Raw genomic sequence first — 23,103 nt, 5'->3', positions numbered from 1 at the left:
ATTTATTCCGTTCGGGCGTTGGCCTATGGCGTGCACCGCGCTCACACCGGCATCACGTCGGCATCACGTAGATGCGGTCCGTCACGGGCGTCCGGCCGATCTGGCTCGACGCCGATCCCGCCTGGGTCCAGCCGCTGCGTTCGTAGAAGCGGATCGCGCGCGCGTTGCCTTCGAGCACGAACAGGTGGACGCGCGCCGCGCCGAGTTCGCGGGCCCAGTCGCGCACCGCGTCGATCAGGCGGGTGCCGGCGCCGCGCCCGTGATGGGCCGGATGCACGTGCAATGAATCGAGCAGCACGCCGAGCGCCGCATCGGTCGGTCGCTCGGCGCTGACGAAGCCGACCGGCACGCCGTCGTGCTCGGCGAGCATCACGAGCCCCTGGTCGCGCGCATCGCGGCCCAGATAGGTTTGCCAGTGCCGCGCCTGCAGCGCCGGCAGTTCGCCGAGCAGATAGTCCACGGGAAGAAGGTGGGCATAGGCGGCCTGCCAGCTCGCGGTATGCAGCGCGGCGATCGCGCCGGCGTCGGCGGCGCCGGCGCGGCGCAGATGAGGAACGGGATCGGACACGGGTGGGCAGCTCTCGGGTGGCAACCGGCCGATTCTACCGAGGCCCGGCTTCGCGCGGGAGCGCCGGGTGTCGGTGAAATCACCGGAGGCGATGGACCGTCCGCCCCGTGTTGCGACGGCGGTCGGCCGGCCTCAATAGCCGAGTTCGCGCTGGACCGTGGCCGGGATCTCGCCGGTTTGCCGATAGCGGCGCAGGTTGGCGGCCACGATCGCCGACGCGGTGTCGCGATCGGTCGGCGCGGAGATATGCGGCAGCACCGTCACGCGCGAATGGGCCCATTGCCAGGCATCCTCGGGCAGCGGCTCGCGGTCGAACACGTCGAGCACCGCATGCGCGAGCCGCCCGCTGTCGAGCGCCGCGCGCAGCGCGTCGTCGTCCACGATCGGGCCGCGCGCGAAGTTGATCAGCGCGGCGCCCTCGGGCAGCGCGGCCAGCGCGTCGGCGCCGACGATGCCGTGCGTCTGCGGCGTGAGCGGCAGCAGGCACACGAGGATGTCCGCGCCGGCCAGCATCGCCGGCAGTTCGGCCTCGCCGGCATAGCAGGCGACGCCCGGCAGCGTCTTGCGCGTGCGGCTCCAGCCGCGCACGCGAAAGCCCGCCGCCACGAGGCGCCGCGCGGCCGCCTCGCCGAGCGCGCCGATGCCGAGCAGCGCGACGGTCTTGTCGGCCGGGCGCCGGTAGTCGTGCGGGCGCCACTGCCGCGCGGCCTGCTGCGCCGCGTAGCGCGGCATGTCGCGATGCAGGTAGAGGGTCCAGGCCAGCACCGCCTCGGCCATGTTCTCGGCCAGCTGCGGATCGACCAGCCGCACGATGCGCAGCTCCATGTCGGCCAGGTCGGCGAGCAGGCGCTCGACGCCGGCCCACACGCTGTGGACCCACGTCAGGTTCGGCAGCTCGCGCAAGTCCTCGGGCCGCGCGTTCGCGACGATCGCCACGTCGCAGGCCGCGCGCGCGGCGGCATCGAGCGACGCGAACGGCACGATGGTCTCCTCGGGCATCGCGGCCCGCAGCGCGGCGAGCCACGGCTCGGCGAACGGGTAGGACGGCGCGCAGAGGAACGGCAGCACCCGGCTCATTTCGCGTACACCTTGTCGAGGTCGGCGAAGCCCTTGATCTCGATCGGGTTGCCGCTCGGGTCGCGGAAGAACATCGTGGCCTGTTCGCCGGGCTCGCCCTCGAAGCGCAGGCTCGGCGCGATCACGAAATCGACGGTGCCGCCCGCGAGCCGCGCGGCCAGCGCCTTCCAGTCGGGCATCGCCATCACCAGCCCGAGATGCGGCATCGGCACCCTGTGCTCGCCGACGTGGCCGGTGTGGGTGACCGGGAACGGCTCGCCCAGATGCAGCGAGATCTGGTGGCCGAAGAAATCGAAATCGACCCAGGTGTCGGTGCTGCGGCCTTCGCGGCAGCCGAGCAGGGTGCCGTAGAACGCGCGCGATTCGTCGAGATTGCGCACGTGGTACGCGAGGTGGAAGCGGGTCTGCATGGCGGAACTCCGGTATCGAGTGGGGCGGGCGGGACTGGCCCGACGAGCATGGACGGAAGCGTAGCAACCGAATTTCGAAAGCGATAGCATGGAATTATTTCTTAACCAAAAGGATTGCTTTTGGAAACGCGATACCTGAAAAGCCTGCTGGCGGTGGTGGACAGCGGCTCGATCGCCGACGCGGCACGCATCGAACACCTGACCGCCGCCGCGATCGGCCAGCGCGTGCAGGCGCTCGAACGCGAACTCGGCTTCGCGCTGCTGTCGCGCAGCGGCCACACGGCGCGGCCGACTCAGGCCTGCCTGGCGCTGCTGCCGCGCGCGCGGCGCCTGGTGCGCGAGGCGGCGCTGCTCAAGGGCGACGCGAGCGCGGACGGCCTGGCCGGCACGCTGCGGATCGGCGCGATCTCCACCGCGCTGACGGGCATGCTGCCCGCCGCGCTGCGCGCGCTGACCCAGGCGGCGCCGGCCGGCCGCCCGGCGATCGTGCCCGGCACCTCGCGCGCGCTGTTCCAGATGCTGCAGGCCGGCGAACTCGACGCGGCCGTGGTGGTCGACCCGCCGTTCGTGCTGCCGAAGATGCTGCGCGCGGTCACGCTGCGGCGCGAGCCGCTCGTGATGCTGGCGCCGAAGCAGCGTGCGTCCGGGGCGCCGGGCGCGGCAGGAGCGTCCATGATGCCGGGCGCGGTCGCGCCGTCGGCGCGCGCGCGGCCGGCGGCGCTGCTGCGCGCGCTGCCGTACATCCGCTATGACCCCGACGCATGGGGCGGGCGCCATGCCTCGCAGTGGCTCGCCGATCAGGCGATCGAGCCGTCGGTGCTCTGCGATCTCGACGCGCTCGAGGCGATCGCGATGCTGGTCGCCGACGGCATGGGCGTGGCGCTGGTGCCACGCTGGTCCGGCATCGAGCGCTTCACCGGCGAGTGCCGGCTGGTGCCGATCGACGGCGCCGCCTACGAACGATCGATCGTCCTGCTGACGAATCAGGAGCCCGACCTGCCGGCCATGCTGGCGATCCTCGAACGCGCGCTCGCGGCGCCGCCGGCCCGCGCGAAGGGCTGAGCGCGGGCCGGCACGCGGGCCGGCGCGGATTGTTCGGCGGCGCGCGTCGAGCCTGTACACAGTGGATGAAAAATACAAAACATCCCGTACCAGGGCACCACGCCCGAGCCAGAAAATGACGGATGTTCGCCACAACGAATTAAATTCCCGCTTGACTGAGAATTTTCACGTTTGTATAAATTTGTACAACTCAAGCAAAACTCTCAACCCCAAGCCTGGAGCCGTCATGAAATTCCCGTTTGTCCTGCGCGCCCTGCTCGCGTCCGCGTTCGTCTCCTGTGTCGCCGCCGCCCCCGCCCAGGCGGCCTCGCCGTTGAAAACCGTCGAGGCGGGCAAGCTGACCTACGGCGTCGCGGCTACCTTCGCGCCGTTCGAATTCACCAAGGGCGGCCAGCTGACCGGCTTCGACATCGACCTCGTCGCGGCCGTCGCGAAGCAGATGGGCGTGGCGCCGGCGCCGCAGAACATGCAGTTCAGCGGGCTGATTCCGGCGCTGCAGGGCGGCCGGCTCGACATGATCAACTCGGCGATGTACATCACGCCGGCGCGCAGCGCGCAGGTGGACTTCGTGCCGTATCTGCGGATCGGCGACCGCGTGATCGTGCAGGCGTCGAACCCGGCGAAGATCACCGGCCGTGACGATTCGATCTGCGGCAAGAATCTCGCGGTCACGCTCGGCGGCATCGAGGAAACCTACGCGCGCGCCGACGTCGAGCGCTGCAAGGCGGCCGGCAAGCCGGCGCCGACCGTCATGACGCTGCCCACCGCGCAGGATTCCGCGCTGAGCCTGCGCCAGGGCCGTGCCGACGCGATCTACAACTCCACGCCCGGCACGGTGCAGCTGATGACCGAGGTGCCGGGCGTGTACCAGGCCGTCGGCGGCGAGTTCGAGCAGACCACCACGATCGGTTTCGCGGTGCGCAAGGGCGACGCGGCGACGGCCGCCGCGCTGAAGGACGCGCTCGCGAAGGTGGTGGCACAGGGCACCTACCAGCAGCTGATCGACAAGTGGAAGCTGCCGGCTTCCGTGTCGATCTTCGGCGCCGCGAAATAACGCGCGCCTCCGGCTGACGCCGCGCGCGTCCGGCCCGACGACACCCGCGCGACCGCCCCCGGCGGCGCGCCGTTCCCATCGAAATACCGGATCGAGGCGGTGACGCCGCCTCGACGGCGCGCTGCATCCTGTCGATTCATTAGTCATGCGAATCGATGGAGTGGCAGCGCGCCCGATCCGGATTGTTTTTGCCGAACCCTCCCACTCGCTACGAGATCCACCATGAAAAAGAACCTTGCAACCCTCGGGCTCGCGACGCTCGCGCTCGGCAGCCTCTCGCCGGCCGCGCGCGCGCAGAGCAGCGTCACGCTGTACGGCATCGTCGATGCCGGCATCAGCTACCTGTCCACCTCGAGCGGCAACCGCTTCAGCATGCTGAGCGGCGGCCTGTCCGGCAACCGCTGGGGGCTGAAGGGCAGCGAGGATCTCGGCGGCGGCCTGCGCGCGGTGTTCCAGCTCGAATCGGGCTTCGCGATCGGCACCGGCAAGTCGCTGCAGGGCAGCCGCGAATTCGGCCGGCAGGCATTCTTCGGGCTCGCCAGCGACCGCTGGGGCACGCTCGTGATGGGTCGCATGTACGACCCGATCGTCGATCTCGTGCAGCCGCTGACGGCCGACGGCGCCGGCGGCAGCGTGCCGTTCGCGACACCGGGCGACGTCGACAACAACGACTTCAGCGCGCGCGTGTCGAACGCGGTGAAGTTCATCAGCCGCGACTATTCCGGCCTGCAGTTCGAGACGCTGTACGCGTTCGGCGGCGTGGCCGGCTCGACCGGGCAGGGCTACACGTTCAGCGGCGCGGTGTCGTACACGCAGGGGCCGTTCCGGCTCGCCGCCGGCTATTTCCAGGCCGCCAACGCGAACGCGGCATCGGGCAAGCGCAGCGGCTGGACCAGCGGCACCACCGACGCGCTGTTCGAGGGCGGCTCGATCAACGCCGCCTACCAGAGCGCGCACACGCTCGACATCGCGCAGATCGCCGGCCAGTACCAGAGCGGCCCGTGGACGCTCGGCGTCGGCTACAGCAACGCGCGCTACACGGCCGACGGCGCGTCCACCTTCACGTCCACCGAGCGCTACGACACCGGCCGCGTGTACGGCTTCTATCGCTGGACCCCGGCGCTGCGCTTCGGCCTCGGCTACATCTACACGGCCGCGCGCGGCGACGCCGCCGCGCACTACCACGTGCTCAGCGCGGGCACCTTCTACAACCTGTCGAAGCTGACCGACGTCTACGCCACCGCCGCGTTCCAGCGCGCGAGCGGCGTGCAGCGCACCACCTCGGGCGGCACCCAGGCCGCGCTGGCGACGATCTCGTCGTATGGCGTGGACGGCCACCGCACCCAGGAAATCGTCACGGTCGGCCTGCGCCACCGGTTCTGATCATCGCGCAGGCGGCGCCGCTCTTCGGGTGGCGCCGCCTGCGTGGCAGGCACATCATCTTTCGAACATCGAGGCAGGAACCATGTTGTCATTCCAGATGCCCGTCGCGCAGGACGTGCGCGACGCGGCCGAGCGGCTCTCCGGCGTCGCGGTGCGAACCCCCGTGGTGCGCGCGGACCGGCTCGACGCGCTGACCGGCGCGCAGGTCTTCGTCAAGCTGGAGAGCCTCCAGCACACCGGCGCGTTCAAGTTTCGCGGCGCCTACAACTGCCTGTCGCGGCTCGACCGCGCGACCTGCCCGGACGGCGTGGTCGCGTACTCGACCGGCAACCACGGTCAGGCGATCGCCACGGTCGGGCGCATGCTCGGCATTCCGACCATCGTCGTGATGCCGTCGAACGCGCCGGAGAACAAGGTCGAGAAGGCGCGCCTGGCCGGCGCGACCATCATCCGCTACGACCGCGAGCGGCAGAGCCGCGAGGCGGTGGCCGCCGAGCTGGCCGAGCGCGGCCGCTACGCGGTGGTGCCGCCCGGCGACCATCACCACGTGATCGCCGGGCAGGGCACGGTGGCCTGGGAAGCGCTGGAGCAGCTGGGCGGCGAGGTGGATGCGATCGTCGCGCCGTGCGGCGGCGGCGGCATGTCGGCCGGCATCTGCCTGGCCGTCGAGGCGGCCGGCTCGCGGGCGCGGGTCTGGGCCGCCGAGCCGGCCGCGTTCGACGACACGCGCCGCTCGCTTGCCTCGGGCGCGCGCGAGACGAACCCGCCCGGCCGCGTGTCGATCTGCGATGCGCTGCTCGCGCCGCTGCCGGCCGAGCTGCCGTTCGCGATCAACGGCCGGCGGCTGGCCGGCGTGCTGGCCGCCGATGACGCGGCCGTGAAGCGCGCCATGGCGCTGTGCTTCGAGCTGTTCCGCGTGGTGGTCGAGCCGGGCGGCGCGGTCGCGCTGGCCGCGATGCTGGCCGATCCGGCCGCGCATGCGCTGCGCGGCAAGCGCGTGGTGGTGGTGGCCTCGGGCGGCAACGTCGACGCGGCGCTGTTCGCCGAGGCGATCACGGGCGGGCACGACTGAGGATTCGGTTCATACCGGTTGCCGGTAGTCACGAGATGGTCGGCGTGCCCCCGCAAGCGGGGGGCATGCCGGCCATTGCGTCTGGCGCGGGGCGCAGCGGGCGATGAAAAGTTGGACTCAGCCGACGCGCCCGAGCACGGTGTCGAGGAACGCGCACAGCAGCGGATGCGCGGCGCCGTCGGTCGAATCGAGTTCGGGATGCCCCTGCATGCCGATGAAGAACGGATGATCGCGGGCCTCGATCGCGTCGGCGACGCGGCCCGTGTCGTCGCGCGCGACGATCGCGACGCCGGCGGCCGCGAGCGGCGCGTCGAGCGCGGGGTTCAGCTGATAGCGATGATTGCAGCGGATCGCATGCTCGGGGCCGAGCAGCGCGTGCAGGCGCGAGCCCGGCGCGAGCACGGTGGTCTGCCGGCCGAGCCGGTGAACCAGCGCCTCGCCGGCGGGGCCGGACTCGATCGGCATGAAGCTCGGCAGGCGGATGCCCGGCTCGGCCTCCAGCATGCCGATGTCGCGGCGCGCGAGCGCGTGCCGCGCGACGGCGGTGGCCATCGACTGCATGCCGAGGCACAGGCCGACCACCGGCGTGCCGCTGCGCCACGCATGGCCGGCCGCCGCGATCTGGCCGGCCACGCGCGCCATGTCGGCGCCGCCGGGCAGCACGACGCCGTCGCAGCCGGCCAGCGCCGCGGCGACGTTGCCGTCGTCGAGCGTCTGCGCCGCCACGAACCTCACGCGCAGCGCGACGCCCACGGCATCGGCCGCGTCGGCCAGCGCCGCGAGCGTGGCCGGGTAGCCCTCGCGCTGCTCGTCCTCGCGGCCGACCAGCACGATGTGCAGCGGGGTGGAAGCTGCCGTGCCGACGGCGGACCTATCTTCGTCATCTGTGTCGCCGCTCGCGTCGTCGTCCCAGTCGCCGTCCGCATCGCGCCAGCGCCCGAAGCGGTCCTGGCGCGCCGCGCACAGCCCATGCACGGTCTCGCGGGCGCCGGGTACGGCCGCGACCACGCGCGCGATGCCGCTGCCGGCCTCGCGCGCGACGCGGTAGCGGATCACCGGCACGCGCGCCTGTTCGGCCTGCGCGACGAGCTGATCGAGCGGCCCGAGCGCGCGCGCGTTGGCCGGATGGAACGGCACCACCACGTCCTGCTCCGCGGCCAGCGCGAGCAGCGCGGCCGGGTCGAGCGGCGCGCCCACCGGCGGCCCGCCGAGCCGGTCGGCCCACAGCAGGCCGCTCGGCACCAGCGCGCCGTCCACGCTCACGTGCTGGAGCGCGTCGGCGTGCCGGGCGATGTCGAAGCTCGCGCTCAGGTGGCGCAGCGGCAGGCCGAGCGCCTGCGCGAGCCGCGCGGCCAGCACGCCGTACTGCGCGGGCGCGTCGGCGTCGTCGGCGACCAGATCGAGCATGGCGGCCTCAGTGCTGGCCGGCTTCGACGGTCGGCAGCACCAGCGCCGCGCAGGCCGCCTCGATGCGCCGGCACGCCTCGTCGAGCGTCGGCATCGGCACCGCGTAGGCGATCCGGACGTGATGCTCGACGCCGAACGCGCCGCCATGCACCACGCCCACGTGCGCCGTCTCCAGCAGGTAGGTCGCGAAGTCGAAATCGGAGCGCAGCACGGTGCCGGCCGGCGTGGTCGCGCCGATCAGCGCGCGGCAGTCGACGAACGCGTAGAACGCGCCCTCGGCCACGTCGCAACGCAGCCCGTCGCAGCGCGCGATGGTGGCCAGCACGCGGTCGCGGCTCTCGCGCAGCGTGTCGAGCCAGTCGCGCATGAAGCCGGTGCCGCCGCGCAGCGCGGCGATGGTGGCCGCCTGCGAGATGGTGCTCGGATTCGAGGTGCTCTGCGACTGCAGCGTCGTCATCGCGCGGATCAGCCAGGCCGGGCCGCCCGCATAGCCGATCCGCCAGCCCGTCATCGAATAGCCCTTCGAGACGCCGTTGACGGTCAGCGTGCGCTCGCGCAGCCGCGGCTCGATCTGCGCCGGCGTGGCGAACGCCTCGGTGTAGCGCGTGTGCTCGTAGATGTCGTCGGCCATCAGCAGCACGTGCTCGTGTTCGAGCAGCACGTCGGTCAGCGCCTTCAGCTCGTCGCGCGTGTAGACGGCGCCGGTCGGGTTGTTCGGCGAATTGAGGATCAGCCAGCGCGTGCGCGGGCCGATCGCGGCGCGCAGCACCTCGGGCGCGAGCTTCCAGCCGTTTTCGGCGCTCGACGGCAGCACCCGCACGCGGCCGTCGGCCAGCGCGACCATGTCCGGGTACGACACCCAGTACGGCGCGCAGATCAGCACCTCGTCGTCGGGCGCGATGGTGGCGAGCAGCGCGTTGAAGATCAGCTGCTTCGCGCCGGTGCCGGCGATCACCTCGGCGCGCGCGTAGCGGATGCCGTTCTCGGTGGCGAACTTGTCGGCGATCGCGTCGAGCAGCTCGGCGGTGCCGGCCACCGCGGTGTACTTGGTGTCGCCGCGCTCGATCGCGGCGATGCCGGCGCGCTTGATGTGCTCGGGCGTGTCGAAGTGCAGCTCGCCCTCGCCGAGATTGATGACGGGCTTGCCGTCGGCGAGCAGCGCGCGCACCTTGTCGGAAATCGCCGCGGTCGGCGACGGCCGCACCCGCGTCATGCGCGGCGCCAGTTGGTTCGATGTCATGGGGGCCTCGTGGGGATCGGAATCGGGCGCGCTTACGCGGGGACGCGCAGCAGCGGGCGTTCGATCGTGCCGAGCGCGCGGCAGCCGCTGTCGGTCACGACCACCGTCTCGCTGACGCCGACCGTGAACTCGCCGTAGATGCGCAGCGCCGGCGGGATGTGGAACGTCATGCCGGCCTGCAGCGGCGTGGTCACGCCGGTGTACAGGCTGAGGATCGCGCCTTCGCCCCAGTCCGGCGCGAACGAGATGCCGATCGAGTAGCCGGTGCGCTTCTTGAAGTTGTCGGTGTAGCCGGCGCGGTCGATCACGCGCTGGCAGGCCAGATGCGGCGCCTCGCACGGCTCGCCGGGGCGGATCGCGTCGAGCGCGGCGGCCAGCGCTTCCTGGCAGACCTTCTCCATCTCCAGCGCCTGGGCGGGCGCCTCGCCGATCCAGGCCGAGCGCATCAGCGCGGCGTGGTAGCGGTCATGGCAGGCGGCCATCTCGAGGAACGCGGGCGCGTGGCGCTCCAGCGCGCGGCGGCGCCAGGTGCCGTGCGGCACCCCTGTGCGCGGGCCGGCCGACACCAGCGGCTCCATGCCGACATATTCCGAGCCGGCCGCGATCGCGGCGCCCATCATCGCGGCCACCAGCGTGTTCTCGGTGTTGCCCTCGCGCACCGCGGCGAGCCCGGCGCGCATGCCGGCGTCGACGTAGCCGGCCGCGGTCGCGATCTTGTCGATCTCGGCGGCCGACTTCACCGCGCGCAGCGCCTCGACGATGCCGCTCGCGTCGGCGATCGGCCCGAGCCGTTCGGCGAGCGTCTCGTAGACGGCGATCGGCAGGAACCAGCCGCGCTTCTCCAGCGCGATCCGCTTGCCGGTCAAGCCCTTCTGCGCGAGCACGCGGGCCAGCACGTCGATCGGGTTGTCGCCGTCGCCGTACACCTGCGCGTCGCTGATGTAGGTGTTGGCGATGAAGTTGAAATATTCGAGCTGGCGGATCACGAACACCGGATCGCCCGCCACCGGCAGCACCAGCGCCTGGAACGTGTAGTAGCCGGGCGTCTGCTGGCCGGTCAGGTAGAAGATGTTTTCCGGGCCGGTGACGATCATGGCGTCGATGCCGGCGGCGGCGAGCGAGGCGCGGGCGCGTTCGACGCGGCGCGCGTATTCGTCGGCCGCGAACGCCGATTCGCAACCTTGGGCGGGGCCTTGCGAGGTCTGCATGGTCAGGTTTCCTGAATGAGTCAAAGTGAATGCGTGGCGGCGGCGTCGAAGCCGACGCCGAGCCCGATCGGGCCGGCGGCGCGCACCGTGCCGTCGGAGTAGGTGAGGCCGTGGGCGGGATCGTCGACGAGCCCGTCCGCGCCGTACAGTTCGGCCCAGCGCGGCGCGACCGCCACGCAGGCCTGCAGCGCCGCGGCCGTGGCGGCGGCGCCTTCGTTCATCTGGCCGATCATCAGCGCGATGCCGGCCTGCTGCAGCTGCCGCGCGGCGGCGACGGTGGCCGCGATGCCGCCGAGCTTGACGAGCTTCAGGTGCGCGGCGAGCGGGTAGCCGGCCAGCGCGCACAGCGCGTCGACGTCGGCCGGCGACTGCAGGCTCTCGTCGAGCATCAGCGTGAGCGGGCTCGTCTCGGCCACGCGCCGCAGTGCGTCCCAGTCGCCGGCGGCGAGCGGCTGCTCCAGGTAGTCGAGGCCGCGCGCGGCCAGCGCCGCGAAGCGCGCCGCGCAGTCGGCCGGTTGCCACTGGCCGTTGGCGTCGGCCGACAGCGCGATGGTGGCGCCGAAGCGCTCGCGCAAAAGATCGATGCGGCGCAGGTCGTCGTCGAACGCGCCGATGCCGATGCGCAGCTTCAGGTCGCGAAAGCCGCGCGCGACGTAGCGTTCGGCGCGTTCGAGCAGCACCGCGTCGCTCGACCAGAACAGCGTCTGGTTGGTCGGCCAGGCCGGCGCCGAGGTGGTGGCATCGGCATCGGCAGCGGCGCCGAACTGCGCGGCCACGCTGGTGCCCCGCTCGCGCGCGAGCCGGTCGCGCAGCGCGCTGTCGATCAGCATCCGCACCGGCGCGAGCCGGCCCGGCAGCCAGGCCGCCGCGCCGGCCAGCAGCGTGCCGGCATCCTGCCGCCAGTCGATCGCGGCCAGCGCCGCGCGCGCGTCGACGATCACCGTGTCGGCGTCGAGGCCGTTCAGGTAGGCGATGTTCAGGCGCGTCTCGCCGATCCCGACGGTGGCGCCGGCCGGATCGGTCGCGTCGTCCGCGTCGTCGGCGAGCCGCAGGTACAGCGCGTCGAGCGCGCCGACGCTGCCGGAGGCGGCCGTGTGCAGCACGAGGCCGTCGCCGTAGTGCAGCGCGGCGCGATGCAGGGTGGCTTTCACGATTGCGCGCCGCCCGGCTTCAGCATCTCGAGCGCGACGTCGCGATAGATCAGGCTCGAGGCCAGGAACTCCTCGATCGGCACGAACTCGTCGGGCTTGTGCGCGACCTCGAGCGTGCCCGGGCCGATCACCACGCCGGCCGCGCCGACGCTGCGGAAATGCACCAGATCGCAGCCGCCCTGGAAGCCGAACGGGCCGGGTTCCGGGTTGCCGTGGCGGCGGCAGGCTTCGAGGCTGGCCTGCACGATCTTCGAATCGAGTGCGGTCTCGGTCGCGCCGCCCGTGGTGGGCCGGTATTCGAGGATCTCGGCGCGCACCCCGAAGCGTTCGTGGGCCAGCGCGAGCAGCGCCTCGATCTCGCGCTTGACGTCGTCTTCCGATTCGCCCGGCACCATGCGGCGGTCGAGCAGCAGGTCGCAGGCGCCCGGCACGACGTTGTCGGCATGGCCGCCGAGCGCGCGCGTGACGGTCAGGCTGGCCGGCCCGACGAGCGGGTGGCAGCGGCAGCGCACCTCGTTCTCGTGGTGGCCCTCGATCAGCTTCAGCAGCTGGGCGGCGCGATAGATCGCGTTGTCGCCGAGATGCGGCGTGCCGGAGTGCGCGGTCACGCCGTGGACGCGCACCAGCGGGCGCAGGCTGCCCTTGTGGGCCGAGAACGTGGCGTTCGAGGTGGGCTCGCCCACCACCACGAAATCGACCTGCGGCTTGCCGGCGGCATACACCTTGGCGCCTTCGCTGGCCGCTTCCTCGTCGGCCGTGAACACGCCGAGCAGCGTGCCCGACCAGCTCGCGCGGTCGGCCGCCAGCATCCGCATCGCCTCCAGCATCGCGGCGAGCGGGCCCTTCGCATCGCAGGCGCCGCGCCCGTAGAGCCGGCCGTCGGCCTCGCGCAGCGTGAACGGCCCGGACTGCCAGCCTTCGCCGGCCGGCACCACGTCGAGGTGGGTGTTAAACGCGAACACCGGGCCGGGGCCGTTCTCGAGGCGCGCCATCACGTTGGCGCGGCCGGGCTTGTATTCCGACAGCGACAGGTCGAAGCCCTCGGCCTCGAGCGCGCGATGCACCCACTGCGCGGCTTCGATCTCGCGGCCGGGCGGGTTTTCGGTATTGATGCCGACGAGGGCGGCGAGATCCCGCTTCATGCGGGACAGGTCGGGTTGCTGCATGGCCATGCGTGGGCTCCGGTCAATGGAGAATCTGGTCGAGGAAGCGGCGCGCGCGCTCGTGCGTCGTGCCGCCGAAGAAGCGGTCGCTGGTGTCGGTCAACACGACCTCGCCGGCTTCCATGAAGACGATCTTGTCGGCCGCGCGCTTGGCGAAGCCCATTTCGTGCGTGACCACCAGGCTCGTCATGCCCTCGGCGCTCAGTTCGGCCATCACGTCGAGCACCTCGCTGACCATCTCGGGGTCGAGCGCGGAGGTGGGTTCGTCGTACAGCATCACCTTCGGCTTCATCGCCAGCGCGCGCGCGATCGCCACGCGCTGCTGCTGGCCGCCCGAGAGCTGGTCGGGGAAATGGTCGGCGCGCTCGCGCAGGCGCACCTTCGAGAGCAGCGTGAGCGCGAGGTCGTGCGCGTCGTGGCGCGACATGCCGGCCACCGTGACCGGCGCGAGCATGATGTTCTCCACCGCGGACAGGTGCGAGAACAGCTCGAAGTTCTGGAACACCATGCCGATCTGCTGGCGCACCAGGTGCTCGTGCTTGCGTTCGCGCGTCACGTCGCGGCCCTCGAACAGGATGTTGCCGGCATCGACGCTCTCCAGCAGGTTCACGCAGCGCAGCAGCGTGGATTTACCCGAGCCGGACGGCCCGACGATCACGATGGTCTCCTTCGGCAGCACCTCGATCGAGCAGCCCTTCAGGACCGGTGTGTCGCCGTAGCGCTTGTCGATGCGGTGGATTTTCAGCAGCGGTGGGGTCGGCATGGCGGTCCTTCAGCGGGGCAGCGGTTGCGAGGTGCCGAGCAGGCGCTCGGCGAGCGACGTGCGGCGCGTGGCGGCGTGGCGCTTGCGGTCGAGCGCGCGCTCCATCCAGCCCTGCAGCAGCATGAAGAGGGTGGTGAGGGCGAGGTAATAGATGCCGGCCGCCGTCAGTGCCTCCAGGTAGCGGAAGTTCGCGCTGGCGGCCTGGTTCGCCACCAGCAGCAGTTCCTGCACGGCGATCACCGAGACCAGCGCGCTCAGCTTCAGCATGCCGATCATCTGGTTGCCGATCGGCGGCAGCACCACGCGCAGCGCCTGCGGCAGCACGATGTGGCGGAACACCTTGGCGCGCGTCATGCCGAGCGCGAGGCCGGCGGTGCGCTGGCCCTGCTTCACGGCGTGCAGGCCGGAGCGGAAGATCTCCGACATGAACGCACCCTCGTTCAGCGACAGCGCCAGCACCGCGCAGACGAACGCGCTGAAGCGGATCCCGAACGACGGCAGCACGTTGTAGATGAAGATGATCTGGAATAGCACCGGCGTGCCGCGGAACAGCCACAGGTAGCCGAACGTGAAGGTCTTCGCGATGCGGCTGCGGGTGCCTTGCAGCAGCGCGAGCAGCAGGCCGATCAACATGCCGAAGACGAGCGAGACGATGGTCAGCAGCAGCGTCAGCGCGGCGCCGTGGATGAATTCGCCCGACGTCAGATAGTCGAGCAGTAGTGACAGTGACATGCGCAGCTCCCGTGGCTCATGATTTGTGCGATATGTGCCAATTTATACAAATGCAAAAAAACACGGTCAAGCAGGAATTTCGACCGATGTGATGTAAACGCGCTGAAATCCCCGTGACGACTGGCTCCAGGGAATATTTCAACTTTGTATTTTTTGCTATGCTTGCGCCATTCGAGGGAGGAGGGCGCGATGACGAAGCGGGCGGGCAAGGGGGCGCAGGGGTTGGCCAAGCAGATCCTCGATCTGATCGAGGAGGCGCGGTTCGAGGTCGGCTACCATCTGCGCGAACAGCAGCTGGCGGACCTGCTCGGCGTGTCGCGCACGCCGGTGCGGGCCGCGATGGGCGTGCTCGAATCGTTCGGCGTGGTCGAGGCGCGCAAGAACCAGGGCTACTTCCTCGCGCAGCCGCCGGACGGCCTGCACCGGATCGAACTCGACCTGCCGCCGTCGGCCGACGAGGATCTCTACAACCGGCTCGTCACCGACCGCCTGGCCGGCACGATCCCGGCCTCGCTCACGCAGACCGACATCGCGCAGCGCTACGCGGTGGATCGCGTGACCATGACGCGCGCGCTCTCGCGGCTGTCCGAGGACGGCCTGATCATCCGCAACAAGGGGCACGGCTGGAGCTTCCAGCCCTCGCTCGATTCGGCGCTGACGCTGAAGAACAGCTACGACTTCCGGCTCACGCTGGAGCCCGCCGGCCTGCTGCTGCCCACCTTCTCGCCCGACCGCTCGGTGCTCGAACGCTGCCGCCGCGAGCACATCTTCCTGGTGTCGCAACTGGGCGGCAACAGCGTGACGCCGAAGCAGGTGTTCGAGACCGACGCGAATTTCCACGAGATGCTGGCCGAGTACAGCGGCAACGTGTTCATGTACCAGTCGATGCAGCAGCAGAACCGCCTGCGCCGGCTGCTGGAGTTCCAGGGCTACGTGAACCGCAAGCGGATTCGCGAGTGGTGCGGCGAGCACGTCGAGATCCTCGAGGCGATCCTCGACGGCGACATGCCGACGGCCGCCGTGCGGATGCACCAGCATCTGTCGCACGCCTATCACACCACGGGCGCCGCCGAGGCGCCGGTGCGCGTCAAGCGGCCGGCCGCCGTGCAGCCATGAACGCGGCGGGCCCGACGTTGCCCGTGAAGCCGGCCGCGCCCGCGATCCGAGGATGAACGGCGCGAACCGGACGCGCACGCGGCGGCCGCGGCGCGGGTAGGACGCGTCTTCCCGCTTCAGCACGTCCTCCTCGAGGACGATCCGCGGGATCGGCATGACGAACGGCCCGGCGCGGAGGAAGCCGCTCCGCCAGCCGGGTTGACGGGCAGGACACCGGGGTAGCGCCGGAAGTCGCCGAGGTGGATCGGGTGGCGGACATGGCGGCAGGCGCCGTGGGCCACCACCGCGCGATGCGCCGGCAGCCTGCCGGACGAGCGCCCCGGCGACAGCTTCGAGTCGATCTCGCGGCAGATGCCGGCGGTTCGGATCGCCGCGCCCGCGAGTTGCGGGATCAGGCGTTCGCCCGGCGCGAGCACGCGCGCCGGGTGGTCGTAGATGGCGCCGCCCGCAACGTTCCGGACGGTCCTGCATTTCGCGTCACGGCGCGCGTCCCGCTTTCCCCCTTGCTTTCCTTCTTCCCGCCGCCGCGCGTCGTTGCCCCGGGCGGGGAAACCGCGCGTATCGGTTCCATTGCTCCGGCCGCCCGTGGCGACTCCTCCTGAGGCGCGAACGGCCGCCGCGCCGCGCTTGCGACCTGTTATCGGCTCCATCTGATTTGCTTATCGGCCCGGCCGCGCGCCGCCGCCGCGAAGTCGCCGTGGCGCGCCGTTTGGTATCCCAAACCGCATGGCTGGACAAGGGTTTGCGGCCGTGGTCGGAATCCTGAAAGCACCTGACGGAAAGGCGATCACGTGATCGTTAAGGTGAAACCCGAAGTTTCGGACAGGCCGCCGTTTATCTATTTTGGTATCCCAAGTCGCGGCAGCCCCGAATCCTCGTCATGCGCCGCGACACGACATCAACAGAGGCGGGGACCGCGGCACCCGCTCACCGGAGACGAACATGATTTCTGCTCAACCCGTCGACATCAAGGCGTTCATCGATGCGCGCCGGATGTCGGCCTTTCAATGGCTGGTGCTGGCGCTGTGCTTCTGGATCGTCGCGATGGACGGCCTCGACGTGGCGATCATGGGCTTCGTCGCGCCGGTCGTGATGCACGACTGGAGCGTGAGCCGCGCGGCGTTCGGCCCGGTGATGAGCGCCGCGATGATCGGGCTGGCGGTGGGCGCCCTGGTGGCCGGCCCGGCCGCCGATCGCGTCGGCCGCAAGCGCGTGCTGATCGGCTCGGTGCTCTGCTTCGGCCTGTTCAGCCTGCTCTGCGCGTTCGCGCAGTCGCCGTGGCAGCTGATCGTGCTGCGCTTCCTGACCGGGCTCGGGCTCGGCGCCGCGATGCCGAACTCCACGACGCTGCTGTCCGAGTACGTGCCGTCGAAAAGCCGCTCGCTGCTGCTGACGATCATGTTCACCGGCTTCAACTTCGGCTCGGGCCTCGGCGGCTTCGTGGCGGCCTCGCTGATCCCGCATTTCGGCTGGCGCGCCGTGTTCGTGTTCGGCGGCGTGCTGCCGCTCGCCAGCGTGCCGCTGCTGCTGTGGCTGCTGCCCGAATCGGCGCGCCTGATGCTGGTGCGCGGCCGGCCGGCGCGCGCGATCGCCGCCACGCTCGGCCGCGTCTGCGGCCAGCGTTTCGACGATGGCGTGGCCTTCACCGCGCCCGAGCCGGTGGTGGCCGCCAAGGCGCCGGTGCGCATGCTGTTCGCCGACGGCTACGGGTTCAGCACGCTGATGCTGTGGCTCACGTATTTCATGGGACTGCTGATCATCTACCTGCTCACGGGCTGGCTGCCGACGCTGATCAAGGACGCGGGCCTGCCGGTCGAACGCGCCGCCGCGATCACCGGCCTGTTCCAGCTGGGCGGCACGGTCGGCGCGATCGCGGTGGGCTTCGCGATGGACCGGCTCGACCGCAACGGCGTGATCGGCGTGGCCTACCTGCTGGGCGGCTGCTTCATCTTCGCGCTCGGCATGGGCTCGCTGAAATCGGCGCTGCTGCCGGTGCTGGTGAGCTGCGCCGGGTTCTTCATGAGCGGCGCGCAGACCGGCCTGAACGCGCTGGCCCCGACCTGCTACCCGACCCGCGCGCGCGCCACCGGCGTGAGCTGGATGCTCGGCATCGGGCGGCTCGGCGGCATCCTCGGCTCGCTGGTCGGCGGCGCGCTGCTGTCGCTCGGCTTCAGCTTCTCGGCCGTGTTCTCGGTGCTCGCCGTGCCGGCCGTCGTGGCCGCCGTGGCGATCGTCCTGAACCGCATCGCGGCCCGCTCCATCACGGCGCCCGTCGCCGACGCCTGAGCGGGCGGGACGCTTCCGCATCCAATATCAACGCTTACCACCACCACCACGGAGACACACCATGAGCGACCACTACGGCGCGAGCAGCGCCAGCCTCGGCACCGAATCCCATCCCGGCCGCGACGCCGCCGCGCGCCCCGACGCGAGGACGATCCTGCGGGTCGGCGCGATCGCGGGCCTGACCGGCGCCGTCGCGATCTGGATCTACGAAGCGCTGATCTGGGTGGGCGTGCAGCACCTGATGCCGCTCGGCGGCATCCCGCGCAACGCGACCGGCCTCGTGTTCGGCCGCGCGTTCCAGGAGTCGATCGGGATCTGGGCCTACGTGCTCGGCACGGTGATCCACTTCGCGTTCGCGATCGCCTGGGGCGTGGCGTTCGCGGCGGTCTGGCCGGCGCTGCGCAGGCGCGGCTTCGAGGCGACCTTCGTGGCGCTGTTCTACGCGATCCTCGCGTGGATCGCGATGCACGTGGCGATCTCGATCGCCTCGGACAATCATCCGAACTACCTCGACCCCAACGTGATCATCGGCGGATTCATGTCGCACTTCTGTTTCACCGTGCCGCTCGCGCTGGTCGTCAAGCGCAGGCTCGCGGGCTACGGCGCGCGCTGAGCTGCGCCGGCGCGGCCACGGCGGCCGCAGCCATTACACAAGCACGAAAGTAAAAAACACGACAGGCAGGACAACAGGGAGGAGACGACATCATGGGCATCATGCCGAACCGGAAATCAGTACTGCGAATCGCCGTGCTGGCGAGCCTCGCCATATCGATGCGGGCGCAGGCGCAGTCGTCGATCACGCTCTACGGCGTGCTCGACAGCTTCGTCGGCTATCAATCGGCGCAAAGCGGCGGCGCGCACCAGTCGCTGGCCGTGCTCGGCAACAACGGCGAGCTGACGAGCCGCTGGGGCCTGAAGGGCATCGAGGAGATCGGCGGCGGCTATCGCGTGACGTTCGATCTCGAGAATGGCTTCGACCCGGGCAGCGGCAGCGTGCAGAACGCCTATCGCCTGTTCGACCGGCAGGCCTGGGTCGGCCTCGCCGGCCGCTTCGGCGAAGTGCGGCTCGGGCGCCAGAACACGCCGATGTTCGCGTGGAGCGGCAACCTCGACGCGTTCTCGGCGGCCACCTACGCCTCCGGCTACAACAACTTCGCGAACTGGCTGGCGCGCGTCGACAACGACATCGCCTACTTCTCGCCGAAGTTCTTCGGCACCAGCGTGGAGGCGCATTACTCGGTGGGCGGCCGGGCCGGCACGCTGGCCGGCAACGCCGTGTACCAGATCGGCGTGCAGAGCTACCAGGGGCCGGTGTATCTGGCGCTCGCCTACCTGAACGCGGCGAACGCGACCGGCGCCGTGCGCGTGCAGCAGATCATGGCGGGCGGCAACCTCGACTATGGCCACGGCAGGCTCTATCTCGGCTACTTCCGCTCGAACGACGTGATCTCGGCCACCACCGGCAACGCGCTCAGCAACCCGGCCGGCAAGTACGATCCCGCCGTCGGGCCGGTGGGCACGACGCCGGGGCAGTGGCACAGCACCTGGTCGCTGTCGGCCGACTACCGCTTCAGCCCGTTTTTGAGCGCCGGCGCCGGCTACGCCTACATGCACGACGACTCCGGCCTCGGCAACAACGCGCAGCAGTTCGGCGCGATCGTCAACTACGACCTGTCGAAGGCCACGCGCCTCTACGGCACGGTGTCCCGCCTCTACAACGCGCGCACGGCGCAGTACAAGATGGCGGGCGCGAGCATCACGACCGGCTCGTTCCTGACGCCGGACAAGGGCGCCAGCGAGACCGGCGTGCAGGTGGGGATTCGCCACCTGTTCTGACCGACGCGCCCGGCCACCCGGCGGCTACGGCCGGGCCGGCGCGCTCGGCATGGCGCGCAGCGCCTCGCGGATGCAGTCGATCAGCGCGCGCGCGGCCGGCGACGGCGTGCCGCCCGCGCGCATGATCAGGCCGATGTCGCGCCGCGTGTCCTTCAGCGCGATGTCGAGGATCTTCAGCTCGCCGGAGCGGCATTCGTAATGCAGCTGCTGGGCCGACTGCACCGCGAGCATGTCGGTGGCCAGCAGCAGCCCGCGAATCACGGCGAGATCGGCCGTCTCCACGGTGGGCTGCGGCGGCTTCAGGCGCTGGCGCGTGAAGATGCCGTCGATGGTGGCGCGCGCCGGCGCGTTCGAGCGCGGCAGGATCCATTGCGCGCCCACCAGCTGCGCGAGCGTCAGGTCTTGCAGGCTCGCGAGCGGATGGCCGGCGCGCGCGATCACGACGAGTTCCTCCGACATCAGCTTTTCGTTGACGAGGCCGCTGGCCGGATCGTCCTGCCGCAGCGCGCCGAGCACGAAGTCGATGTCGCCGGCGCGCAGGTTGGCGACCAGCGTCTCGTAGGCGCTTTCGTCGGTGGAGATCCGCACCTGCGGGCAGGCCGCGGAGATCCGCGCGATCGCCGCGGGCAGGATCAGCGTGCGCCCGAGCGGCAGCGCGCCGATCGTCACGCTGCCCTGGATCACGCCGCGCGCGGCGGCCAGGTCGTCCTCGATATGGCGCAGCTCGTTGAGCGCGCGGCGGACGTGCAGCACGAAGGTCTCGCCCTCGGTGGTCAGCACCAGCCCGCGCGCGTGGCGGTGGAACAGCCGGATGCCGGCGCCCGTCTCGAGAATCCGGATCGCGCTGCTCACGGCCGGCTGGCTGATGCCGAGCGCATGCGCGGCGCTCGGCATGTGGCGATGGCGCGCCAGCGACACCGTCAGCTGCAGCCGGCGCGTGTTGAGCAGATAGGCCGGCAGCGGGCGCTCGGTGGTGGGGCGGCGGCCGTTCTGCAGCGCGAGGCACCAGGCCGCCACTTCCTCGAGTTCATGGAACACGCGGTCGGCGCGCTTGAGCACCACGCGCGCGGCGGGCGTCATCATCATGCCGGCCGCGCGCCGCTCGAACAGCTTCTCGCCGACCCAGTGCTCCAGCTCCTGCAGCGAGCGCGTGATGGCCGACTGCGCGCGATGCAGCCGGGCGGCCGCGCCGGACGCGCTGCCGACCTCGGCGATGGTCCGGAAGACGCGCAGTTGGGCGAGATTGGGCGGTTCGCGGCGTGGTTCCATGGGTGGGGGCGAAGTCGGTGGCATGAGCGGCGCGGGCGGGCTACGACGGCCGGCCGTCGAGGCGCGGGTGGCTCGGCGCCAGGTTGAGGCTGTCCTTCGAGATCTGCGTGTGCTCCTTCATCAGCGCCTCCACGCGCGCGCCCTCGCCGCGCAGCAGCGCCGAGGCGATCGCATGGTGCTGGCGCTGCGCGTACAGCAGCATGGCGCGCTGCTGCTCCTTGGCGGCCTCGTCGAACACCACGGTGGCGGCCGAGACGAACGGGATCCGGTCGTTCAGCGCGAGTGCCGAGTTCAGCGCCGCGTTGCCGGCCGCCTCGGTGATCAGCGTGTGGAATTGCCCGTTCAGGCGCGCATACTCGCGCACGTCGTCGTCGGACAGGCTGCCGGGCACGAACAGCGCATCGAGCCGCTGCAGGCAGTCGGCCAGCGCCTGCGCGAGTTCGGGAGCCACGCCGCGCTCGGCCACCGCGCGCGCGGCGAGCCCTTCGAGCACGCCGCGCACGTCGATCGCGTCGAGTACGTCGTCCACGCCGAAGCGGCGCACCACGTAGCCGCGCGCGCCCGAGCGTTCGAGCAGCCCTTCGCCGGCGAGGATGCTGAGCGCGTAGCGCAGCGGCGTGCGCGACACGCCGAGCCGCTCGGCGACCTGCGCCTCCACGAGCCGCTGGCCCGGCGAGAGCTCCCCGTTCAGGATCTTCTCGCGCAACTGATGGACGATGGCTTGCTGCGTGGTGTTGTTCATGCGGCCGGTGGGAAAGTCTCCGATCCCGCATGTTCCCTGTGTGCGCGTGCGGCGTCAAATGCCGCGACACGGCGGGGCTGCCGTTGCAGGCCGCGAACGGGCGTCGATGGCGTTTCGCGGCGGCTTGTTTGTCATAGGCGGGAAAGGGCGACGGCGCCGGGGCAGGGGAGGATTTCGGAGGCGACGGCCGCGCCGCCGGGCGGGCGAGGCCGGATGCGGGCCTCGTTCGACCCACCCGGCGCGCCGCGCCTACATCGCCGCTTCGAAGATGCCGATCACCTGCTGCAGCGCGGCCGTGCGCGGGTTGGTCAGCATGCAGGCGTCCTTCTGCGCGTTGCGTGCCATCACCTCGTGGTCGTCGGCCTGCACGCCGAGGCCGGCGAGGCCCGCGGGAATGTCGATCGAGGCCGACAGCGCGCGGATCGCGGCGATCGCCGCGGCGCCCGCGTCGGTCACCGGCAGCCCCGCGGTGTTCGCGCCGAGCAGCGCGGCGATGCGCGCGAAGCGCTCGGGCGCCGCGATCAGGTTGAACTCGCAGACGTGCGGCAGCAGGATCGCGTTGCAGACGCCGTGCGGCAGGTTGTAGAAGCCGCCGAGCTGGTGCGCCATGGCGTGGACGTAGCCGAGCGAGGCGTTGTTGAAGGCCATGCCGGCCAGGTACTGCGCGTAGCACATGGCCGCGCGCGCCTCCATCGATTCGCCGTTGGCCACCGCCTTCGGCAGCCACTCGCCGATCAGCGCGATCGCCTTTTCCGCGCAGGCGTCGGTGATCGGCGTGGCGGCGGTGGAGACGTAGGCCTCCACCGCGTGGGTGAGCGCGTCCATGCCGGTGGCGGCCGTCAGCGCGGGCGGCATGGCCACCATCAGGCGCGGGTCGTCGATCGCGACGAGCGGCGTGCAGCGCCAGTCGACGATCGCCATCTTCACGTGGTTGCTGGAGTTGGTGACGATGCAAAAGCGTGTCATCTCGGCCGCCGTGCCGGCCGTGGTGTTGATCGAGATCAGCGGCGTCATCGGCACGCTCGATTTGTCCACGCCCTCGTAGTCGCTGATGTGGCCGCCGCCCGCCGTGACGAGCCCGATGCCCTTCGCGCAGTCGTGCGAGGAGCCGCCGCCCAGCGACACGATGAAGTCGCAGCCGCTTCGCTGGTAGAGCGCCACGCCGTCGTGGACGTTGACGTCGGTCGGATTCGGCTCGGCGCCGGGGAAGATCACGGCGTCGAGGCCGGCTTCGCGCAGGTAGCCGGCGATCGTCGCGGACAGTCCCATCTCGTGCAGGCCCGCGTCGGTGACGATCAGCGCCTTCTTCGCGCCCAGCGACTTCGCTCGCGTGCCGGTCTCGCGCGCGCAGCCGGCGCCGATCAGCGTGACGCAGGGGATGAAGAAGCGGTCGGTGCGGTCGGCGAGGTTCAGGTAGCTCATGGTGGCTCCGGATGGCAGGTGGGGATCGTGTTGCTGCCACCGGTTCTTTGCAGGAACCGTACCATCGGCCGGAGGCCTTGATTTCATGGGGCTGGGCGGCTTTCGCACCGGGCGGCGGTGCTCGCAGGCGGCGCAGCTGTGC

Annotated in this window: 22 protein-coding genes; 8 read left to right on the top strand and 14 right to left on the bottom strand. The window is 70.9% G+C overall.

From position 1 onward, the window contains the following. Positions 1–52 precede the first annotated feature (52 nt). The 3 genes from BpN12_RS10115 to BpN12_RS10105 all read right to left on the bottom strand — a co-directional run bounded on the left by BpN12_RS10115 (position 53) and on the right by BpN12_RS10105 (position 2,055). Complete coding sequence (locus tag BpN12_RS10115) at positions 53–568, bottom strand: GNAT family N-acetyltransferase (protein WP_246792380.1); 516 nt, start codon at positions 566–568, stop codon at positions 53–55. A gap of 132 nt (positions 569–700) precedes the next feature. Continuing rightward, positions 701–1,645, bottom strand: a complete 945-nt coding sequence (locus BpN12_RS10110; RefSeq protein ID WP_246792379.1) for a 2-hydroxyacid dehydrogenase — start codon at positions 1,643–1,645, stop codon at positions 701–703. After that, entirely contained in the window at positions 1,642–2,055 is a 414-nt protein-coding gene (locus BpN12_RS10105) for a VOC family protein (protein ID WP_246792378.1), read from the bottom strand. Before BpN12_RS10105 ends, BpN12_RS10110 begins: the two co-directional genes overlap by 4 nt. A 120-nt stretch (positions 2,056–2,175) precedes the next feature. Between BpN12_RS10105 and BpN12_RS10100 the strand changes: the two genes are divergently transcribed. The 4 genes from BpN12_RS10100 (at position 2,176) to BpN12_RS10085 (ending at position 6,626) form a co-directional block, all read left to right on the top strand. Beyond that, the gene (locus BpN12_RS10100; RefSeq protein ID WP_246792376.1) at positions 2,176–3,117 is read left to right on the top strand and encodes a LysR substrate-binding domain-containing protein; all 942 of its coding nucleotides are present in this window, start codon (positions 2,176–2,178) and stop codon (positions 3,115–3,117) included. A gap of 226 nt (positions 3,118–3,343) precedes the next feature. Then, complete coding sequence (locus BpN12_RS10095; protein ID WP_246792375.1) at positions 3,344–4,171, top strand: ABC transporter substrate-binding protein; 828 nt, start codon at positions 3,344–3,346, stop codon at positions 4,169–4,171. Positions 4,172–4,393: 222 nt separating this feature from the next. Then, positions 4,394–5,554: a porin gene (locus BpN12_RS10090; protein ID WP_246792373.1), complete on the top strand. Its 1,161-nt coding sequence runs from the start codon at positions 4,394–4,396 to the stop codon at positions 5,552–5,554. 82 nt (positions 5,555–5,636) lie between these two features. Next, a complete protein-coding gene (locus tag BpN12_RS10085) occupies positions 5,637–6,626 on the top strand; it encodes a threonine ammonia-lyase (RefSeq protein ID WP_246792372.1) in 990 nt (329 codons plus the stop codon). Between the two features lie 117 nt (positions 6,627–6,743). Here BpN12_RS10085 and BpN12_RS10080 read toward each other — a convergent pair whose 3' ends face one another. The 7 genes from BpN12_RS10080 to BpN12_RS10050 are packed head-to-tail and all read right to left on the bottom strand — an operon-like array spanning position 6,744 to position 14,290. Then, a complete protein-coding gene (locus tag BpN12_RS10080) occupies positions 6,744–8,033 on the bottom strand; it encodes a glutamine amidotransferase-related protein (protein ID WP_246792371.1) in 1,290 nt (429 codons plus the stop codon). Positions 8,034–8,040: 7 nt separating this feature from the next. After that, complete coding sequence (locus tag BpN12_RS10075; protein ID WP_246792370.1) at positions 8,041–9,273, bottom strand: pyridoxal phosphate-dependent aminotransferase; 1,233 nt, start codon at positions 9,271–9,273, stop codon at positions 8,041–8,043. 32 nt (positions 9,274–9,305) lie between these two features. Continuing rightward, on the bottom strand, positions 9,306–10,481 hold the full coding sequence (locus BpN12_RS10070) for a M24 family metallopeptidase (RefSeq protein ID WP_246792369.1): 1,176 nt from the start codon (positions 10,479–10,481) through the stop codon (positions 9,306–9,308). 20 nt (positions 10,482–10,501) lie between these two features. After that, entirely contained in the window at positions 10,502–11,632 is a 1,131-nt protein-coding gene (locus BpN12_RS10065; protein ID WP_246792367.1) for a mandelate racemase/muconate lactonizing enzyme family protein, read from the bottom strand. Then, entirely contained in the window at positions 11,629–12,804 is a 1,176-nt protein-coding gene (locus tag BpN12_RS10060; protein ID WP_246792366.1) for a M20 family metallopeptidase, read from the bottom strand. The genes BpN12_RS10065 and BpN12_RS10060 overlap by 4 nt, the downstream gene beginning before the upstream one ends. A gap of 13 nt (positions 12,805–12,817) precedes the next feature. Further along, entirely contained in the window at positions 12,818–13,558 is a 741-nt protein-coding gene (locus tag BpN12_RS10055) for an amino acid ABC transporter ATP-binding protein (protein WP_246792365.1), read from the bottom strand. Between the two features lie 9 nt (positions 13,559–13,567). Then, entirely contained in the window at positions 13,568–14,290 is a 723-nt protein-coding gene (locus BpN12_RS10050) for an amino acid ABC transporter permease (protein ID WP_246792364.1), read from the bottom strand. A 189-nt stretch (positions 14,291–14,479) separates the two neighbouring features. Between BpN12_RS10050 and BpN12_RS10045 the strand changes: the two genes are divergently transcribed. Then, positions 14,480–15,406 (top strand): GntR family transcriptional regulator, encoded by a 927-nt coding sequence (locus BpN12_RS10045; protein WP_246792363.1) that lies wholly within the window; start codon positions 14,480–14,482, stop codon positions 15,404–15,406. 116 nt (positions 15,407–15,522) lie between these two features. Here BpN12_RS10045 and BpN12_RS10040 read toward each other — a convergent pair whose 3' ends face one another. Then, positions 15,523–16,056 (bottom strand): hypothetical protein, encoded by a 534-nt coding sequence (locus BpN12_RS10040; protein WP_246792361.1) that lies wholly within the window; start codon positions 16,054–16,056, stop codon positions 15,523–15,525. 292 nt (positions 16,057–16,348) lie between these two features. Here BpN12_RS10040 and BpN12_RS10035 point away from each other — a divergent pair, with 292 nt between their 5' ends. The 3 genes from BpN12_RS10035 (at position 16,349) to BpN12_RS10025 (ending at position 19,528) form a co-directional block, all read left to right on the top strand. After that, on the top strand, positions 16,349–17,692 hold the full coding sequence (locus BpN12_RS10035) for an MFS transporter (protein ID WP_246792360.1): 1,344 nt from the start codon (positions 16,349–16,351) through the stop codon (positions 17,690–17,692). 61 nt (positions 17,693–17,753) lie between these two features. After that, positions 17,754–18,305 carry a hypothetical protein gene (locus BpN12_RS10030; RefSeq protein ID WP_246792359.1) on the top strand — a complete coding sequence of 184 codons (552 nt, stop codon included), beginning with the start codon at positions 17,754–17,756 and terminating at the stop codon, positions 18,303–18,305. A gap of 92 nt (positions 18,306–18,397) precedes the next feature. Next, on the top strand, positions 18,398–19,528 hold the full coding sequence (locus BpN12_RS10025; protein WP_246792358.1) for a porin: 1,131 nt from the start codon (positions 18,398–18,400) through the stop codon (positions 19,526–19,528). A 24-nt stretch (positions 19,529–19,552) separates the two neighbouring features. On the opposite strand, the gene BpN12_RS10020 is transcribed toward BpN12_RS10025, so the two are convergent. From BpN12_RS10020 to mdh, 3 genes are all read right to left on the bottom strand, one after another. Beyond that, positions 19,553–20,797 (bottom strand): LysR family transcriptional regulator, encoded by a 1,245-nt coding sequence (locus BpN12_RS10020; protein WP_246792357.1) that lies wholly within the window; start codon positions 20,795–20,797, stop codon positions 19,553–19,555. A gap of 40 nt (positions 20,798–20,837) precedes the next feature. Beyond that, positions 20,838–21,539: a GntR family transcriptional regulator gene (locus BpN12_RS10015; RefSeq protein WP_246792356.1), complete on the bottom strand. Its 702-nt coding sequence runs from the start codon at positions 21,537–21,539 to the stop codon at positions 20,838–20,840. 249 nt (positions 21,540–21,788) lie between these two features. After that, on the bottom strand, positions 21,789–22,961 hold the full coding sequence (gene mdh / locus BpN12_RS10010) for an iron-dependent methanol dehydrogenase (RefSeq protein ID WP_246792355.1): 1,173 nt from the start codon (positions 22,959–22,961) through the stop codon (positions 21,789–21,791). Between the last annotated feature and the right edge of the window lie 142 nt (positions 22,962–23,103).

It is taken from the genome of Burkholderia perseverans (assembly GCF_022870505.1).
Lineage (GTDB): Bacteria > Pseudomonadota > Gammaproteobacteria > Burkholderiales > Burkholderiaceae > Burkholderia > Burkholderia plantarii.
Note: the sequence above shows the minus strand (reverse complement) of the source record. Positions and strands in the feature narration are given on the sequence as shown.